The 17,374-nt window shown below is 32.7% G+C and carries 11 protein-coding genes and 2 pseudogenes; 4 read left to right on the forward strand and 9 right to left on the reverse strand.

The genetic code is table 11. The annotated features are described in order from the left end of the window. Positions 1-443 precede the first annotated feature (443 nt). The 5 genes and pseudogenes from SAGCYANO_RS05255 to SAGCYANO_RS05280 form a co-directional block, all read right to left on the reverse strand. Positions 444-737, reverse strand: coding sequence for a serpin family protein (locus SAGCYANO_RS05255; protein WP_307785826.1), 294 nt, complete (start codon positions 735-737; stop codon positions 444-446). 44 nt (positions 738-781) lie between these two features. Further along, positions 782-1,888 (reverse strand): annotated as a pseudogene (locus SAGCYANO_RS05260) (serpin family protein). 466 nt (positions 1,889-2,354) lie between these two features. Next, positions 2,355-3,479, reverse strand: coding sequence for a serpin family protein (locus SAGCYANO_RS05270; protein ID WP_202219108.1), 1,125 nt, complete (start codon positions 3,477-3,479; stop codon positions 2,355-2,357). 413 nt (positions 3,480-3,892) lie between these two features. Further along, complete coding sequence (locus SAGCYANO_RS05275) at positions 3,893-5,017, reverse strand: serpin family protein (RefSeq protein WP_202219109.1); 1,125 nt, start codon at positions 5,015-5,017, stop codon at positions 3,893-3,895. A 943-nt stretch (positions 5,018-5,960) separates the two neighbouring features. Further along, complete coding sequence (locus tag SAGCYANO_RS05280) at positions 5,961-7,274, reverse strand: serpin family protein (RefSeq protein ID WP_237395822.1); 1,314 nt, start codon at positions 7,272-7,274, stop codon at positions 5,961-5,963. 292 nt (positions 7,275-7,566) lie between these two features. On the opposite strand from SAGCYANO_RS05280, the gene SAGCYANO_RS05285 reads away from it, so the two are divergent. From SAGCYANO_RS05285 to SAGCYANO_RS05300, 4 genes are all read left to right on the forward strand, one after another. Further along, positions 7,567-8,049, forward strand: coding sequence for an ABA4-like family protein (locus SAGCYANO_RS05285; RefSeq protein ID WP_202219110.1), 483 nt, complete (start codon positions 7,567-7,569; stop codon positions 8,047-8,049). A 1,049-nt stretch (positions 8,050-9,098) separates the two neighbouring features. Continuing rightward, the gene (locus SAGCYANO_RS05290) at positions 9,099-10,520 is read left to right on the forward strand and encodes an NAD(P)/FAD-dependent oxidoreductase (RefSeq protein WP_202219111.1); all 1,422 of its coding nucleotides are present in this window, start codon (positions 9,099-9,101) and stop codon (positions 10,518-10,520) included. A gap of 727 nt (positions 10,521-11,247) precedes the next feature. After that, positions 11,248-11,688 (forward strand): Uma2 family endonuclease, encoded by a 441-nt coding sequence (locus tag SAGCYANO_RS05295; RefSeq protein WP_237395824.1) that lies wholly within the window; start codon positions 11,248-11,250, stop codon positions 11,686-11,688. 306 nt (positions 11,689-11,994) lie between these two features. Then, complete coding sequence (locus tag SAGCYANO_RS05300) at positions 11,995-13,677, forward strand: DUF262 domain-containing protein (protein ID WP_237395825.1); 1,683 nt, start codon at positions 11,995-11,997, stop codon at positions 13,675-13,677. A gap of 365 nt (positions 13,678-14,042) precedes the next feature. Here SAGCYANO_RS05300 and SAGCYANO_RS05305 read toward each other — a convergent pair whose 3' ends face one another. From SAGCYANO_RS05305 to SAGCYANO_RS05325, 4 genes and pseudogenes are all read right to left on the reverse strand, one after another. Beyond that, positions 14,043-14,282 carry a hypothetical protein gene (locus tag SAGCYANO_RS05305; protein ID WP_237395830.1) on the reverse strand — a complete coding sequence of 80 codons (240 nt, stop codon included), beginning with the start codon at positions 14,280-14,282 and terminating at the stop codon, positions 14,043-14,045. A gap of 487 nt (positions 14,283-14,769) precedes the next feature. Further along, complete coding sequence (locus SAGCYANO_RS05315) at positions 14,770-14,979, reverse strand: hypothetical protein (RefSeq protein WP_202219114.1); 210 nt, start codon at positions 14,977-14,979, stop codon at positions 14,770-14,772. 130 nt (positions 14,980-15,109) lie between these two features. After that, a complete protein-coding gene (locus tag SAGCYANO_RS05320; protein ID WP_202219115.1) occupies positions 15,110-16,003 on the reverse strand; it encodes a CHAT domain-containing protein in 894 nt (297 codons plus the stop codon). 531 nt (positions 16,004-16,534) lie between these two features. Further along, positions 16,535-17,287: pseudogene (locus tag SAGCYANO_RS05325) on the reverse strand (hypothetical protein); the annotation flags it as partial. Between the last annotated feature and the right edge of the window lie 87 nt (positions 17,288-17,374).

Consider the following 17,374-nt stretch of genomic DNA (forward strand, 5'->3'; position numbering starts at 1 on the left):
ATGAAAACAATTTATCGGCTTTTCCCATTTTGTGAAGCACTCCGAATGTGAGTGGTGATATTTTCCTTCTGTTGCGAATGTCGCAATAGTCGTTTCATTCTGTGAAGCTCCGGAATGATTGTGTTGGTTCCTCAACTGCTGAGGTGTGAAAATCAATTTATCGGCTTTTCCCATTTTGTGAAGCTCCTGTGGTGATATTTTCCTTCTGTTGCGTATGTCGCAATAGTCATTTCATTCTGTGAAGCTCCAGAGTAACTACTTTGTTTCTGCTAACTGGTGAGGTATGAAAACAATTTATCGGCTTTTCCCATTTTGTGAAGCACTCCGAATGTGAGTGGTGATATTTTCCTTCTGTTGCGAATGTCGCAATAGCCGTTTCATTCTGTGAAGCTCCAGAGTAACTACTTTGCTTCCTCAACTGGTGAGGTGTGAAAATCAGAAGTCTAATTTTCTGGATTTGTAATTTCTCCCATAAACAGAATAGTGCCAGATTGGTTATCCCTAATAGCAAAAAAGAAAGGACGATTAACCAACATTTCAGAAGGTGGACCTCTAAATCCTGCCACGCTAGTAACTGCTGCTGCTTCTGTTCCTTTTTCATTAACTTCAACAAATGTTTTATGTTTGACTTCATCAATGTATAACCCTGATGAATTAGACAGCATTTTAGAAAAATCAGCACCACTGTTAAAAGCTATCTCCATTCCTAAAGATTTCAGCACATCATTGAGATTCAAGAATTTAGAATTTAGAATTTAGAATTTAGAATTACCTCTTCTTTTCAAGGAGAGGATTGACTCAAAAGAAAATTTTTATTTATTATCCCCTTAAAAGGGGAGGCTTTAAACCACAATTTTTCGGTAACTTCATATTCTATTTTAAATTTTGGCAAGCCTAAATTAATTTCACTAAAATCTTGATTGAACAAAAACTGTTCCATCCAATCTTCCCAGTTTTTTTGATTTAAAACTTGATAAAACCCCTCTAAACCGACTTTTTCCCTAGGGAGAAATATATACATACTGACACGACTTTTTTTGTAGGGCAAACTCACTGCTCTAAAATTTTGGTTTTCATAGTATGAGTATATTGATAATTTTTGAAACATGATTGGATGTTGTTTTTGAGTTCCATCAGCTAAATAAAAAGGCATCTCCTTCGTAGAATCCTCTGAAAATGGTTGCTGCCAATCAGCTTGAAAATAAATAGCATTTAACAACAGCATTACTAAATCAGGGTTAATTTTTTGAATAATCTTATCGATTTTGCCTTCAGTTTTGTCTTTTACCCAATTATTGATAATTTTCGGACTTTCAGGATCGTCAAAGTCAATTTCTCTTACCTGACTCTGATAAAAATCTTGATTTATTTGCAGAAAACTTGGGAAAAAAGATATTCCCTTTCTACTCCAGATTTAATTAGCAATATTTAATTTAATCTCTGGATTTAAACTATTTAATAAAATCCCTAAATCCTGATTTGCTTGATTAATTTCCTCTAAACTCATACCCTCAAAGTTTAAAGTTTTAGCCATCGCTTCTTGAGTTTTTCCCGCAGCGCCATTGTAGGTCATTGATAGAGCGATCGCTATACTTATTGGTGAGATAAAAACATTTTCATCTGATTGGGATTTCTGAATTTCTGAAAATAGTTGAAAACCAAATTTATTATTGGCATTGACTAATTTCATCATGGTATTTTCATCTGCTGTTTGGGCTAATTCCTGCTGGTTATGATTTGTATATTTATCAGTATCAAGTTTCCGATTTATGAAAATTATTGTACTGCCTGGTAAGTTATAGACTCCGAGAATTACAATTAAAATAATTGCTCCTAGAGACATTTTGGCAGAAATACCAGAAAATTTCTTGACAAGTTCTTTAAACATTCTTTTACCGAATAATTATGGGTATGCGCCTCCCTTTTTAAAGGGATAAAAAAAGAGACTATTCCTTATATCAAGCTTCTTGCTTTCCTGGGTCATGCTGCGCAAACAGCTAGAGGTACTGATAATTGATAACTGATAATTGATAACTGATAACTGATAACTGATAACTGATAACTGAAATAACCTCACTAGAGTCAATTGATAAAAATGAAAATTATATTAATTTGCAACATTGCTAATTTTTTTTGTCAGAAATAATTTAAGACCGCTATATCAGACTTATATCATGTCCGGATAAGAGCGTGATAAAAAAACTTTCTCCTTCTTCTCCTGTTCTTTTTCTTCGAACTTCAGTCTTCCCTCCTGAGTTCCCCTCCTGGGAGGGGTTAGGGGTGGGTTTACTCCTGACTCCTGAGGACTCCGTCGTTATTTATTTATAACTGTTCAACCGGACATGATATTACTCTTAGTTTTTTGGATTTGTAATTGCTCCCATAAACAAAATAGTGCCAGAATTATTCTCTCTAATGGCAAAAAAGAAGGGACGATTAATTAACATATTGACAGGTATTGGTAAACTGACGGGCATTATTCCCACACTGGTAACAGCTGCTGCTTCTGTTCCTGTTTCATTCACTTCAACAAATGTTTTATGTTTAACTTCACTGATACATAACTGCTCAGGATTCATTTTAGAAAAATCAGCACCTTTGTTAAAAGCTATCTCCATTCCTAAAGATTTCAAAATATCGTTGAGAGTAACCTTATATTCATTTTTAAACTTGGGCAAACCTAAATTAACTTTATAACCTCCTCTAAACTGTTTCATCCAATCTTCCCAGTTTTCTTCATTCAAAACTTGATAAAATCCCTCTAAACCGACTTGTTCCCTGGGGAGAAATATATACATACTAGCCAAAGGTTTTTTATAGGGCAAACTTACTGCCTGAAAATCTTCATTCTCGTAATATAAATATCTTTGACTTTGGAACATAATTGGATGTAGTTTTGAAGTTCCATCGGCTAAATAAAAAAGCACTTCTCTAGTAGAATTTCCTGAAAATTGTTTTGCCCAATTACCCTGGAAATAAGTAGCATTTAACAACACCATGACACCGCCGGGTTCGAGTTCTTCAATAATTTCATCAATTTTGCCTTCAGTTTTGTCTTTTACCCAATTATTGATAATTTTCACACTCTCCGGATCGTTAAAGTCAATTTCTCTTACCTGACTCTGATAAAAATATTGATTTACTTGGATGAAAATTGGATAAAAAGACATTCCCTTTCTAGCCCAGATTGAGTTAGCAATATTTAATTTAATCTCGGGATTTAAACTATTTAATAAAATTCCTAAATCCTGATTTGCTTGATTAATTTCTTCTAAACTCATGCCTTGAAAATTTAAAGTTTTAGCCATAGCTTCTTGAGTTTTTCCAGCAGCGCCATTGTAGGTCATAGATAGAGCGATCGCTATACTTATTGGCGAAATAAAAACATTTTCATCTGATTGAGATTTATGAATTTCTGAAAATAGTTGAAAACCAAATTTGTTATTAGCATAAACTAAGTTATTGATTTTATTGCTCATATCTATACTTCCTATCTATACTTCCTATTTTGGTTAACCTAACCTAATAATACCAAAAATCATCAACGCTCAAAACTGCCGAATTGCTATTTTATGAAGCTCCTATGTTTCTCCTGGAAAAACTGCTTTTGTAACAATTATTGCGTATGTGGCAATGATTATTTTATTCTCAGTCTGGGATTAACTTCTGATATCATGTCCGGTAGCATCGGTATTGTATAGCAAAGGTAGGGAATAGGGAATAGGGAATAGGGAATAGGGAATAGACAGAAAAACTTAAGAAAGAGCAAGAAAAAAACTTAAATTCCCTGTAGATATTTACGCTAACTTTTACACAAACGATTGCGTTCGGACATGATATGACTTCTGACTTCTGACTTGCGTTTAGCTCTATATTCCTTTTTCCCTTTTGATTACGTTTCTGGATTTGTAATTTCTCCCATAAACAAAATAGTGCCAGAATTATTATCTCTAATAGCAAAAAAGAAGAGACGATTAACAAACATATTTAAACTTGTTACCATGGCACTTGCTGCTGCTATAGCTATACTGGTAGCTGCTGCTGCTTCTGTTCCTGTTTCATTCACTTCCACAAATGTTTTATGTTTAATTTCATCAATATATAACTCTGGTGGAATAGAACACATTCCCGAAAAATCTGCTGTCTTTCTGTCAAAAGCTATTTCCATTCCCAAAGTTTTTAATATGTTATTGAGGGTAACTTCATATTGATTTTTAAATTTGGGTAGAGTTAATGTGACTGTTTGAGGTTCAAACTGTAGCATCCAATTTTCCCAATTTTCTTCGTTTAAAGTTTTATGGAATTTTTCTAATCCTATTTCTTCTTTGGGGAGAAAGACATACATACTGACGCGACCTTCTCCGTAAGGTAAACTAATGGCTTGAAAAGTTTGATTTTCATAATATGAATATTGAGATAATTTCAACATTGTTGGATGTTGTTTTTCTATTCCATTAGATAGATAAAAAGGTCGGTCTAAGGTAGCAAAATCATCAAATTCTTCTTGCCAGTTTCCTTTAAAATAAATAGCGTTTAACAATACCATGACTGAATCAGGGTCTAGGGTTTCAATTATTCGCTCGATTTTGCCTTTAGTATTATCTTTTATCCAATTATTAATAATTTCTGGAGTTTTCTGATTTTCAAAGTCAATTTCCCTGACTTGACTCTGATAAATTTCTTGGTTTATTTGTAGAAAGTTTGGCTCAAAAGGTATTCCGATTTTAGTCCAGATTGAGTTAGAAATATTTAACTTAATGTCTGAATTTAAACTATTTAATAAATTTCCTAATTGTTGATTTGCTTGATTTATTTCCTCTAAGCTCATTCCCTGAAAGTTTAAAGTTTTAGCCATAGCTTTTTGAGTTTCTCTTCGAGCGCCGTTATAGGTCATTGATAGAGCGATCGCTATACTACTGGGTGAGATAAAAATATTTTCATTTGCCTGGGATTTTTGAATTTCTGAAAATAGTTGAAAGGCAAATTTGTTATTGGCAGAAACTAATTTTTCAATCATGTCTATATCTCCGATTTGGGGTAGGATTCAGCATTCAGCAGTCAGCTATTAGCTCTTGAGAAACACCTACATTTCCTGCTACATAATTGTATGAATTGAACTTAAACTCGTTGTTATTGTGCGTTATTCTCTGATTAAAAATGTAATAGAAGTTAAAAGAATGCTTGCTTCATTGATTAAAAAGCTAAGAACTGTTTGCGCAGCAGTCCGCAGGAAATACTTACAATAATAGCTTATTTGATTTTTATTGCTGACCGCTGATAGCGTCAGCATTCACCTATTGCTTTTAGTTTACGATAAAAGCTTGATTAATTGTCTTATATCATGTCCGGATAAATAGAAAATATACTTCCTGTTTTCTCTTCTGAAAAGCTTTATCTGTCAGCTTTTTAAGGTTTAATAATTGGTTAAAAAAACATTTGTATAAATTAAGCTTATAAAATATTGTCAAATATATTTGGAATTTAAACTAAATTTTCCCAAAAAGTTTAAATGAGCTATTTAGGGGGAAAAATGGGGATAATTTGAGTGCAAACGGGCGTTCCTTGGCCATTTGTTAAAAGTCTTGATATATAAGAAATATAGGGTGGTTGCTTGTGAAGAAATTTTCGTGTATTTTTGAGGTAAGTAATTCGCTCTGCGTAGGTGCTTATTAAAATGAAAAAGGATTAGTGAGTGGAAGTGCGATCGCGCAGCTAAACGTAGTTATCGCGTAGCGGAACGGAGTTCTATCGCGCTAGCGTAACGTAGTTTGATCGCGTAGCGGAACGGAGTTCTATCGCGCTAGCGTAACGTACTTCTTTCAATTTGGATATCTTTTTTGACTACATCAATTTTACGCAATCAAAGATACCAAATGGCTTCTATATATTCCCTTCCGGAGCTGTTGCCTGTTGCCTAAAAGCGATAAATTTTTGGCTTTATTCATGCATTGAGATGCACCCTAATTTTCTGGATTTGTAATTTCTCCCATAAATATAATAGTGCCAGAATCATCATCTCTAATTGTCAAAAAGAAGGGGCGATCGACTAACATATCAACAGGTACTTCTGCACTTCTTGACCTCATAGTGATACTGGTAGTCGCTCCCGCTTCTGTTCCTGCTTCATTAACTTCAACAAATGTTTTGTGTTTAATTTCATCAATATATAACTCTGGTGGAATAGGACGCATCCCAGAAAAATCAGCATTATTTTTGTTAAAAGCTATCTCCATTCCTAAAGATTTCAATGCATCATTGAGGGTAATTTCATATTCTGTTTTAAATTTTGGCAAGCCTAGATTTACTTTACAATAGTCAAATTGCAGCATCCAATTTTCCCAGTTTTCCTCATTTAAAATTTGATAAAATCTGTCTAATCCTACTTTTTCTTTGGGAAGGAATATATACATACTTACTCGTCCTTCCCCGTAGGGTAAACTCACTGCCTGAAACTCCTCATCTTCGTAATATAAATACCTAGATGATTGAAACATTATTGGATGTTGCTTTTTTTTGCCATTCGGTAGATAAAAAGGTTGTTCTTTTGTGGAACCTTCTGAAAATTCTTGCTCCCAATTTCCTTGAAAATAAATAGCATTTAACAATACCATTACTGTATTAGGTTCGAGTTTTTCAATGATTTTATCTATTTTGCCCTTAGTAATATCGTTGACCCAATTGTTGATAATTTCAGGACTTCTAGGATTATCGAAGTCTATTTCACTTACCTTACTATGATAAAAATTTCGATTTCTTTGCATAAATGTTGGCTCAAAAGACATCCCTTTTCTCGTCCAGATTGAGTTGGCAATATCTAATTTAATGTCTGGGTTTAAACTATTTAATAAAATGCCTAATTCTTTGTTGGCCTGATTAACCTCTTCTAAACTCATTCCCTGAAAATTTAATGCTTTAGCCATAGCATCTCTAGTTTTTCCCTCGGCACCGTTGTATGTCATTGATAGAGCGATCGCTATACTGCTAGGAGAGATAAAAATATTTTTATTTGATTGTGATTTTTGAATTTCTGAAAATAGTTGAAAGGCAAATCTATTATTAGCGGAAACTAATTTCATACTGATGTCCATATCTTCTATTTTAGCTAATATATTCTGTCGGGAATTTGTCTGATTATTGGTATAAAATGCCCGATTCTTTAACTTTATTGCAACTCCAGGCAAATTATAGATACTAATAATGATAATTATAGCTATAGTCCCTAGAGACATTTTTGCCGAAATAGCATAAAATCTATTTAAAAGTTCTTTTAACATTTTCTTACTTTTACCGAAAAATTGTGGTCAAAAGCCTACCTTTTTAAGGGGATAAAAAGCGTTCGTTTTGCTTCGCATAACTACGTTAACGGCTGTCGCCGACATGTTTGCGTAGCATGACAAACGGAAAAAGCGGAGCTTCCCGTAGGGTGAGATGGCTAGTAATCCTGGCCATATCTAATTGACTAAGAGAAAAAAGCATATTCCTGATTTTAAGCCTCCCTATTGCAGAGGTACTGATAACTGATAACTGTTAACTGATAAGTGAAATGACTGGAGTTAATAACTAACAATGACAATCGATCTAATTTTCAACGGTGCTAACTTATTTGTATTACCATTTTGGGCATTAATAATATTTTTGCCTAACTGGAAAGTTACTCGCAAAATCATGGAATCTTTTATTCCGTTTGTATTATTAGCCATCCTTTATCTTTACCTACTAATAAGTAGTATTACCCCTGAATCTGCCGCTGCTTTATCCAATCCTACTTTGCCAGATATTGCTAAATTCTTTGGAGAAGAATCTGCTGCAGCAACAGGATGGATTCATTTTCTTGTCATGGATTTATTTGTCGGTCGTTGGATTTATTGGGAAGGACAACGTACTGGTGTTTGGACTGTCCACTCAATAATTCTTTGTTTGTTTGCCGGACCTTTTGGGTTATTGTCTCATATTTTAACCTATTGGATTAGTCGAAAATTCTTCGGTAATCCTACAGATGATACAACTACAACACCCACTGTAGAACAAGTTTCAACAATTAATAATTAATAATTAATAATTACCTCTTCTTTTCAAGGAAAGGATTGACTAATCATGAATTTTTTTTCTTGTTTCCCCTTTAAAGGAAAGGCTTTAAACCTTAATTATTCGGTAAAATTGAGAGGGTGTATCTAATAGACATCTCTATAAAAGAGGGAATAGGGAATAGGGAACAGGGAACAGGGATAAATAATTGATAATTTATGGATAATAATTGATTTTATTTTGTATTTTTACCGAAGAATTAATAATTAAATAATTCAGGTTGAAACCCTCCCGTTTCAAGGGAAAAAAATAAATTTTTTCCTTTTAGTCAATCTTATCCCCTTTTAGGGAGAGGTAATTATCCATTATCCATTAATGAACAGATGTCTAATAGTTTGTTGCTTTTAGCGATTCTTAATTAATCTTCAGTAGTTTCTCATACCTGACTAATATTTTGAGGGTTAAATAAATAATTATTGGATTTGAGATTTGAAAAAGTTTGAAGATGCGGAGTTGCTTTTCTGGGATATTCCCCACTAATTAATACTACTAAATATCGTATTTTTTTGTATTAAAGCTATTCCTTAATTTGCTTTTAGTAGATAGTTTTACTGTGAATCATCTTTTCTTTGCAGGGATTAATACCCCACTGTCAATGGTTTACAAGGGTAGTGTCGCTACGCGGAAGTTAAAAGTCAATCATTTTTGATTTATAACTGTTTTATAATTTTGTAACTGGTCAGTTATTTCCGCCATCTTATAGTAGGTTTTTTACCTTTGATGTAAAAGAGTGTGGGGGGTGTGGGGAGAGGGAGAAGTTTTGAGCCATTTATTGTATAAATAAACTACATTTTTGTGGAAATTTTATACTAAATAAAAGTGATTACTCGCCTCTTTGTTAAAAACCTACTCCTGTAAGACCTTCAATGGGGGTGCTTAAAATTTTTTGGAGTTATTAAGACTCAGAAATGAAGTGGACCCTCGTTGAGTATCTATAAGCAAATTTTCCCTTCTTCCTTCTTCCTTCTTCCTCCTTCCTTCTTTTAATTTCCCATTTTTATAGAGGTAAAATTATGGCAGTTGAATATGATATTGTGATTATTGGTGGTGGTTCTGGGGGTTTAGTTGTAGCTTCTGCTGCTGCTCAACTTAAGGCTAAAGTAGCATTAGTAGAACGTGACCGTCTTGGTGGTGATTGTTTGTGGTTTGGTTGTGTTCCTAGTAAGTCTTTAATTCATGCTTCTCGTGTTGCTTATCAAGTGAAAAATGCTTCTAGTTTTGGCATTTACACTCAACCTCCAGAAATTGAATTTGCTAAGGCAACTGGTCATGTTCAACAGGTAATAGCTAATATTGAACCACATGATTCTCCAGAAAGATTTAGAGGTTTGGGTGTTGAAGTTATTTTTGGAGAGGGTAAGTTTATAGACCGCAAAACTTTTGAAGTTGATGGTAAAAAATTAACTGCTAGAGCTTTTGTTGTTGCTACGGGTTCTAGACCTGCAATTCCATCTGTGGAGGGGTTAAATTCTGCTGGTTTCCTGACAAATGAAAAAGTATTTTCTCTCAAAGAAAGACCAGATTCTTTGGCAATAATTGGTGCTGGTCCGATAGGTTGTGAGTTGGGTCAAGCTTTTTCTCGCCTTGGTAGTGAAGTAACTATTATCTCTAGTAAAAGTCATATTTTACCGAAGGAAGAACCGGAAGCTGCTCAAGTTGTACAGGAACAATTTGAGTCGGAAGGTATTAATATTTTGAAGGAAGTTAGGGCGGAAAAAGTGGAAGTTGTGGATGGGAAAAAAGTAATTACGGCAGGTGGAAAAAATATTATAGTTGATGAAATTTTAGTTGCTGGTGGTAGATTGCCAAATGTAGAATCTTTGAATTTAGATGCTGCTGGTGTGGAGGTAGGAAAGCAGGGAATTATTGTTAATGAAAAGTTGCAAACTACTAATTCTAAAATTTATGCTTGTGGTGATGTAATTGGTGGTTATCAGTTTACTCATGTGGCTGGTTATGAAGCGGTTGTAGCTTTAACAAATGCGTTATTTTTTCCTATTAGTAAGGCTAATTATCGGGTTATTCCTTGGGCAACTTTTACTGACCCAGAATTGGCAAGAGTAGGATTAACAGAACAGCAAGCAAGAGAACGTTTTGGAGATGATGTTTGTGTATTGAAGCAGCCTTTTTCTGGTGTAGACCGCGCTCAAGCTGAGGCAGCTACAACTGGATTTGGTAAGATTATTACTAGAGGTAATGGAGAAATTTTAGGGGCGCATTTAGTTGGTATTTCTGCTGGTGAATTAATCCATGAAATTGTTCTGGCAATGTCGAATAAGTTGCCTGTTTCTGCTTTGACTGGAATTCATATTTATCCGACTTTATCTGAGGTAAATAGTAAGGCAGGTTTATTGTTGAAAAAACAGAAATATGCCAATAATTTATGGCAGCAAAATATGTTGGAGAAGTTTTTTAATTGGAGGCGATCGTTTTAAAGGAAGGAAGAGGTTAAAGAATTTAGAATTTAGAATTTAGAATTTAGAATTACCTCTTCTTAATCAATGGAGAGGCTTTATACCTGAATTTTTCAGTAAATTTAAAAGCAATTCTAGGGTGCGTTGCAACGCACCTTATAACTTATAAGTAAATTCATAGAGTGGGCAAATAATAATTTTTTGGTAGTCCTGCTCGCTTAATGGTAGATAGGAATAAAAAATTATTGGTATGGGAGCAAGATGCTAAGGTGTTTCGTAACAAAAATAATTACAATGCACGACCAATGAAAGACCCAGATTTTACTGACAACTAATAACTGATAACTGATAACTGATAACTGATAACTGATAACTGGTAACTGAAATGAATAAATATCAAGAGTTTCGACTGCTTCAAAATTTCGTTAAATAATGATGTTTATTTGCGCCTCTCTACTTATAATTGCTATATTAAATCCTATAAAATTTGCCTACTTCTTTTCTATATTAAGGATATTTTTGCCCATAAATATTATTTAAAACCATGAAAAAGCAAGAGCTGAAACAGTCCAGTAGGGTGCGTTAATGAAATGTAACGCACCGCCAACCCAGATTTTACTAATAACTAATAACTGATAACTGAAAAAAACCAGATTTTACTGAAAACTAATAACTAATAACTGAAAACTAATAACTGATAACTGATAACTGATAACTGATAACTGAAAATACCCTAGAATACATGAGGATGAAATTACCCTATCGTATTCCCCAGAAAGCATTAATCAAACTCAAAGATAAAGAAACTGGCTATAATCCAGATGTATTAATTATGGATCGCCAAAATTTGATTAATGAGCAATTATGGAATGATAAATCAACTCTTATTCATGGAGAATCAATTCCTTTAGTTGTTGAAGTAGTTAGTACTAATTGGCGTGATGATTATGGTTATAAATTAATTGATTATGAAGCAATGGGTATTCGTGAATATTGGATTGTTGATTATTTAGGAATAGGAGGCTTTCGTTTTATTGGGCATCCCAAACAACCAACTATTTCTATTTATCAGCTTCTAAATGGAGAATATCAAGTACAACAATTTAGAGGAAAAGATTTAATTAATAAGTCTCTAATTTTTCCGGAATTGAATTTGACAGTTGAACAAATTTTTCAAGGTCAACGTTAACTAATTGATAATTGATAATGAATAATTATTTTTGAGCATAATTATCAATTATCCATTGGTAAGGATATTAATTCTTGCCCTCAGAAATTACAAAAGTTTCAGAAAATGTTTATGTAATTTCTCGACATATCTATATCTTAGAATTTTCTCACTCAATGCGGTTCAGATAAGATTGAAACGGTCAAAAAAATATTTTGACTAAGTTTAGTAATTCAGGTAAAATTAGTAATTGCTAAGTATAAGGAAGTAATAATCTAGCTGCCCTTAAACTTATATTGGTAGTTCCACAAAAAGAAAGCAATTATTATGCCTATTAAAATTCAAGGTACTCAATATAATATTGGAGATATTTTCTGCGATAAGTTTCTGTTTTCTATACCTTTATATCAGCGTCCTTATGATTGGGAAGAAGAAGAAGCTGGAGAATTATTGGAAGATTTACTAGGTTGTTTGGAGAATAGTTCATCTGAAGATTTAAATCCTTATTTTCTCGGAAGTATTGTTTTAATTAAGGACGAAGATTCTCCAGAAGCTCAGATTATAGATGGGCAACAACGTCTGACAACTTTAACTATTTTATTAGCAGCATTAAGAGAAGTAATCTCTGACAAAGAATACACTAATGAGTTAAGCGAATTTATCTATCAGAAAGGTAGGAAATTGACTCAAACTCCCAATTCTTACCGGTTGACTTTACGACAGCGCGATGCTGATTTTTTTAGGAAATATATTCAACATGAGGATGGAATTAGTCAACTAGAAAATTTAGATTATTCTCAACTTTCTGATAGTCAAAATAAACTCAGGAATAATACTCTATTTTGCCAGAAACGTTTGACAGAAATATCAGAAGAACAACTTATTAAGCTGGCTGGATTTATTATTAAAAAATGTCTTTTAGTGGTTGTTTCTACTCCAGATTTAGAATCCGCTTATCGAATTTTTTCTGTTCTGAATGACCGGGGTCGGGATTTATCACTTACTGATATTTTTAAGGCAGAAATTATTGGAAATATTCCCGATGAAGAGAAAGAAAAATATACAGAAAATTGGGAAAACATAGAAGAAAAATTAGGGCGAGATGAGTTTGAAAATCTCTTTTCTGATATTCTGATGATTTACCGCAAAGCTAAATCTAGTGAAGCCATTATTAAAGAACTACGAGAATATGTTAAGCCTAGCGATAATCCTACTAATTTTATTGATAATAAACTCTCCCCTTTTGCCAATGCTTTCTCCAATATTAGAAATGCTAATTATCAAAGTTCTAAATATGTCGAGCAGATAAATACTATTTTTAAAGCACTCAATCAAATAGATAATAAAAATTGGATGCCTCCAGCTATTCTTTATTTATCTAAGTACAAAAATCAACCAGAAAAGCTACTTAATTTTTTTCAAGACTTCGATCGCTTGGCATCCTGTTTAATGATAATACGAGCCAATATTAATCAACGTATAAAAAGATATGGAAGTTTGCTTTCGGAAATTGAAAATGGAGAAGATTTGCACAGACTTGACTCAGCTTTGCAACTAAAAAATCATGAATGTCAAAGAATTATTAATTCCTTGAATAAGGACTGTTTTTATGGGGAAAGAACTTGTCGTTATGTTCTACTACGTTTAGATACTGCTCTTTCTGAAGGAGTAGCTAATTACGATTTTTCTACCATTACTATTGAACATATTCTTCCTCAAAGACCTCCTCATAATAGTCAATGGTTAAATTGGTTTACTACAAAACAACGTCAAAAATATACTAATTGCTTAGGAAATTTGGTACTTCTCTCTTGTAAAAAAAATCAGCAAGCTTCTAACTATGAATTTGAGGAAAAAAAGCAGAAATACTTTTCCACAAATGATGGAGTTTCTCCTTTTGTTTTAACCACACAAGTTTTAACGGAAAATGAATGGACTCCAGAAATAATTGAGAGGAGGCAACAGAAATTATTAGAAAAATTGAAAGAGCTTTGGCGTTTAGATATTTAATTAGGGTTTGCTGAAAAAGTCTTTTTGTGGAGGTAGGGAGTAGGGAGTAGGGAGTAGGGAGTAGGGAGTAGTTAAGAGTTAGGATTTAGAGGAGTTGTAGAAGAGGTGGTCATTCATCATCCCCCCTTAGTTTTTCTGTCATAATTACCCCACTTATACTCACTTTTTCTGCTTTATCAAGCAAAAAGCTGGTACTTTTTCAGCACCTAAAATTGTTCAAACCTTTATCTCTAAATGCTTTTAGATTTAATCAGTAAGCCCTAATTATAAAAGTATTTATATTTCTTTCGAGTTTTTATTTTAATTTATTGAGTTTATCCTTTGAAGAAGTTTTTCAGGTTCGTGGAACAAACCTCAAATAGAAATTACCGATCTTTATTATTCGTCCAACTTTGATACGCTACGAACAAAAATAAAATTCCAAAGAGGAATATAAATATCCCATATTCTCGAATTAAACTTTCTGAACTATCATCAATTTCTGCTGTTTCTAATCCTAATTTACGTTGCAAAGACTTCAAAATTCCATAAAGTCTCTGGGAAAGATTCATTAAAACAAACGGGATATATTTCATATTGGAGTATTGATGTAAACGAATATTCAATCATTATTGCTCAAATATACAATTATGCAAAGATGATTATTAATCTGTTTAGTATTAGATTGAAATGTGATTTGGCTATAGGTATATTGCCACTCAGTTTATGACCTGGAGCGAAGGATTTTCTAGAAATCAGAAAAAAGAATGTAGAAACTTTCCATGTCAAGTCCCTAAGTTCGTTTTATTGGGTATCCAAAACAACCAACTATTTCTATTTATCAGCTTCTCAATGGAGAATATCAAGTACAACAATTTAGAGGAAAAGATGTGATTAATAAGTCTCTAATTTTTCCGGAATTTAATTTGAAGGTTGAACAGATTTTTCAAGGTCAACGTTCATTAATGAATAATGAATAATGAATAATGAATAATGGATAATGGATAATGGATAATTATTTTTGAGCGCAATAATTAATTATCGGGAGAGGCTTTCAATTTAATGAATTAATTACCAATTATAATTATCTATTGGTAAGTATTCAAACGAAAATCACTTATCTTTATTACTCGCCCAACTTTGATACGCTACGAACAAAAATAAAATTCCAAAGAGAAAAATAAATATACCATATTCTCGAATTAAACTTTCTGAACTATCATCAATTTCTGCTGTTTCTAATCCTAATTTACGTTGCAAAGACTTCAAAATTCCATAAAGTTTCTGGGAAAGATTCATTAAAACAAACGGGATATATTTCATATTTGGATATATAGATGTAAACGACTCTTCAATGATTATCACTCAAATATACAATTATGCAAAGATGATTATTAATCTGTTTAGTATTAGATTGAAATGTGACTTAGATATAGTTAATGAGAAATTGACTTTATTGACTAATAGCAGAAAATGCTGCCCAATAAAAAGGGTCTTTAAAAGGTTGGTCGTTATCTGATAGTTGGCGGAGTTGATATTTAAGGTCACGTCTAAGAGTTACATCAATAGGAAGTTGATTATTTTCAATCCATTCCAGTAATTCTTTTTTGGTGATATTTCGTAACCAAATTTGAGCTTTATTAAGAGCAACTGACACAGTAAAATTTTGATGAAGGTTTTGATAAAATTTAATCAGTAGGAAAGTAGTAGGTAAATCGCTAACTTTCCACAAACTACTAACAACATTAGAACTTCCTGCATAAATGAAACTGCTAGGAAAACTAATATATTCATCACTAAGATCGGTAAAATCTGTTAATCCGGTTTCACAAGCTGATAGAGTAACTAAACGACATTGACTCAAGTTAAGCTCAAAGACTTCAGCTAATGTCAAATTTTCGGTTTTAGTTTCAGCATTAGCTAATAATAGGGATGATTCTAAAGGAGAATTTATATTAAAATAACCATGACATGAAAAATGAAGGCAGTTAACTGATGAAAAGTCATTATAAGTTTTGAAGGCGGTTTTGGTTGCTTTTTCTTTTGCTAAAATTTCAGCAGAATCAAAATACGAACTAATTGTTTCTACTTCTAAGTCAGTGTAAATTAAGTCTTCCGTAGGATTTTGAATAGCAAATAATTTCTCAAAGTTAGGACGTTGCTGATTTTTAATCAGTTGCAATAATTTACAACTTGGGGAATAAGTTACTTCATAACTATCTAATAAATAACTACCATCATTTAAGATAAAAGCATGAATTGGTAATAAGTTTAAAAAGCGATGGGGAATTAAGATAATTTTCTGGCATTTTTGAGGAATATGGGAAATAATTTCATCTAAATGCAAAATTTGAGCAAAATTTCTTAGATAAAATGATAATTCACTTCGCCACTTTTGTTTATCAGAGTAGTAGAGATTCAGATATTCATTTATAGGAGCAACAAATTCATCGAAAGCAGCTTTATCTTGAAATAGAAAATTTTTGTTGATTGGTATTTCGTAGGGAACTTCAACAATTAATAATTAATAATTAATAATTAATAATTAGGGATTGCTGATTAATTCTCAAAGGATTGACAGGTAAAAGCTTGAGCCTTCTTAGATTCCCAGAAAGTTTTAGGTAAAGAGTCAAAATCCTCAAAAAGTTAGCATAAAAGGCAAACTAAGGATACAAAAATTGAGGGATAATTCTTACTTCTACCTCCTCTAAATTCCTCGTTTATCCTAACTCCTAACTCCTGACTCCTACCCTGCCAAAAGACTTTATTCAGCAAATCCTAATTACTTATTCTTGAAAAGAAGAGGATTGACTAAAAGGAAAATTTTTTCCTTTTTCTCCTTTAAAGGAGAGGCTTTAAACCTTAATTATTCGGTAATTTATCCTGAAATTAATTCATCTAACTCTTGTTGAAGTTGATTAAGTTTACTATAGTCAGTTAGTTGAGGTTGTAACCTCTCTCTTTCAGTAATTACCCTCAACTTATGATTATTTTGTTCGATAGCTAGTTGCTTTTCTTCAATATTAATCTCTCTCCTAAGTCGGTCTAGTTCTTGAATAATTGTGGGTGAAATATCGCCTTTAGGATATAAGTCGCGGTTAGTAATAAGTTCAACTAAAGTTCTATTTTTACTAAGTTCTACATACTCTATGGCTTTATCTATTTTTCCCAAATTAATGTAGGATTCAACGATGCAATAATAAACAGTAATAGCTTGAGAGATAATTTCTTGGCGACGTATTTCTGTTATTGCCCAACTACAGGAAATTTCTACTGCTTTAATAGCAATTTTGTAAGATTCAATAGCCAATTTCCATTCTGCTTTTTGAAAGTATAAATCACCTAAATTATGACTAACAGTTAAACATTCAATAGGAAAATTTTCAGCAGTAAAAATTTGCAAGGAATTTTGAAAAGCTGTAATTGCCATTTCAATATTTTCAGCTTTATCTCCTTTTATTCTGTTTCCATAGGCAATGGCTAAATTATTCTGAGTTTCTGCCCATTTCAAAGGTAAATATTGTTGGGTATAAACTTCTAAAGCTGTTTCTAAACAAGCGATCGCCATTTCAATATTTTCAGCTTTATTTCCTCTAATTCTTTCTCGGTAAGCATTGCCTAAATTATTTTGAGTTTCAGCCCATTGTAAAGGGAAATTTTATTTCATATAAACTTCTAAAGCCATGTTTAAAGAAGCAATTGCCATTTCAATATTTTC

This window comes from Okeania sp. KiyG1 (assembly GCF_014132355.1).
Classification (GTDB): domain Bacteria; phylum Cyanobacteriota; class Cyanobacteriia; order Cyanobacteriales; family Microcoleaceae; genus Okeania.

Bases quoted from the DNA above. Each gene is read 5' to 3' on its own strand.
- SAGCYANO_RS05285 (WP_202219110.1), top strand. From the start codon at position 7,567: ATGACAATCGATCTAATTTTCAACGGTGCTAACTTATTTGTATTACCA.
- SAGCYANO_RS05300 (WP_237395825.1), top strand. From the start codon at position 11,995: ATGCCTATTAAAATTCAAGGTACTCAATATAATATTGGAGATATTTTC.
- SAGCYANO_RS05280 (WP_237395822.1), bottom strand. From the start codon at position 7,274: ATGTTAAAAGAACTTTTAAATAGATTTTATGCTATTTCGGCAAAAATG.
- SAGCYANO_RS05315 (WP_202219114.1), bottom strand. From the start codon at position 14,979: ATGAAATATATCCCGTTTGTTTTAATGAATCTTTCCCAGAAACTTTAT.
- SAGCYANO_RS05270 (WP_202219108.1), bottom strand. From the start codon at position 3,479: ATGAGCAATAAAATCAATAACTTAGTTTATGCTAATAACAAATTTGGT.
- SAGCYANO_RS05275 (WP_202219109.1), bottom strand. From the start codon at position 5,017: ATGATTGAAAAATTAGTTTCTGCCAATAACAAATTTGCCTTTCAACTA.
- SAGCYANO_RS05290 (WP_202219111.1), top strand. From the start codon at position 9,099: ATGGCAGTTGAATATGATATTGTGATTATTGGTGGTGGTTCTGGGGGT.
- SAGCYANO_RS05295 (WP_237395824.1), top strand. From the start codon at position 11,248: ATGAAATTACCCTATCGTATTCCCCAGAAAGCATTAATCAAACTCAAA.